The organism is Nocardia sp. NPDC004604 (genome assembly GCF_040609795.1).
Lineage (GTDB): Bacteria > Actinomycetota > Actinomycetes > Mycobacteriales > Mycobacteriaceae > Nocardia.
Map to the genome: position 1 here is coordinate 1 of NZ_JBEXLC010000348.1, position 1036 is coordinate 1036.

General features: G+C 60.6%; 1 protein-coding gene, 1 tRNA gene and 1 pseudogene. 2 read left to right on the forward strand and 1 reads right to left on the reverse strand.

What is annotated here, in order from left to right; genetic code table 11:
- Positions 1-323 (forward strand): annotated as a pseudogene (locus tag ABZW16_RS44020) (hypothetical protein); the annotation flags it as partial.
- Position 324: 1 nt separating this feature from the next.
- On the opposite strand, the gene ABZW16_RS44025 reads toward ABZW16_RS44020, so the two are convergent.
- A complete protein-coding gene (locus ABZW16_RS44025) occupies positions 325-738 on the reverse strand; it encodes a VOC family protein (protein ID WP_354962115.1) in 414 nt (137 codons plus the stop codon).
- A gap of 100 nt (positions 739-838) precedes the next feature.
- Between ABZW16_RS44025 and ABZW16_RS44030 the strand changes: the two genes are divergently transcribed.
- A tRNA-Met gene (locus ABZW16_RS44030) sits at positions 839-912 on the forward strand.
- Positions 913-1036 lie beyond the last annotated feature (124 nt).

Here is a 1036-nt window from a genome sequence, read left to right on the forward strand (position 1 = left end):
GGATCACCGATGGCAATAAGCGGTGCGCTGAGGTCCAGATGACCTCGACCGTGAATGGTCAGCCGGTCACCGCCACCGAGCACGTCGAGAGCCAGTCCCTGCCTCAGGAACTGAAGGGCGCCAACGCCATTGCCTACCGTTCGAGCAGTATCGCGACGGCGGGTGCGGGCGGGCCGATGACCACGGCCGCGTATATGGGTTATGCGGAGGTGCGGGGCATGACGGTCGCGGTACGCGTTGCCGCACTACAGGATTCGCTCGATCAGGCGGCCTTCGAGCAGTTCTTCGTCGCCGCGGTACAGAAGGTCGCGAACGCCGCCTAGCCTACTTGCGGACGGTCAGCTCCAGCGCAATATTGTCCGGGTCGCGGAACTCGAGGATATAGCTCAACCCGATGTCCTTGATGTCCTCGCGCGCGACCCCACACGCATCGAGATGCGCTGCGGCAGCTTCCAATTCGGCCAAGGATCCGAGCGGAAACGCGAGATGATCGAGCCCGACCCGGTTTTCGTCGAAGCGATCGGTGCCGACCGGCCGCAGCCCGATCATCCCGTGCTCCATCCGATAGATCACCCCACCGAACAGAAAGCCGAGCCGCTCCCGTGTCGCCGCATCGGCATCGGCGGGCACCTCGAGCGCAACCGGCCACCCGAACACCTTCTCGTAGAAGGCCCGCGACCGATCGATATCGCAAACCGTGAGCCGGACATGGGCAATGGCACTCGTCGCAATAGGCATGCCCCCATGCTCGCACCCACCCCGCCTACCCGCCGGTTATCCCTTCCCACCAGGCGTTTAGGTAACAACCACCACCATGGGGTAGCGTTACCTCTGCCGACGCGGGGTGGAGCAGCTCGGTAGCTCGCTGGGCTCATAACCCAGAGGTCGCAGGTTCAAATCCTGTCCCCGCTACAAGCGGACCAGGCCAGAGAGATTTTTGGTGTTCCTGAACATATTCACGCATAATGACATGTACCCTTTATAAGTATCAACCTACTTTTAAAGGGTACTTTTACATAATTACTGTGCTATAATA

Bases quoted from the DNA above. Each gene is read 5' to 3' on its own strand.
- ABZW16_RS44025 (WP_354962115.1), bottom strand. From the start codon at position 738: ATGCCTATTGCGACGAGTGCCATTGCCCATGTCCGGCTCACGGTTTGC.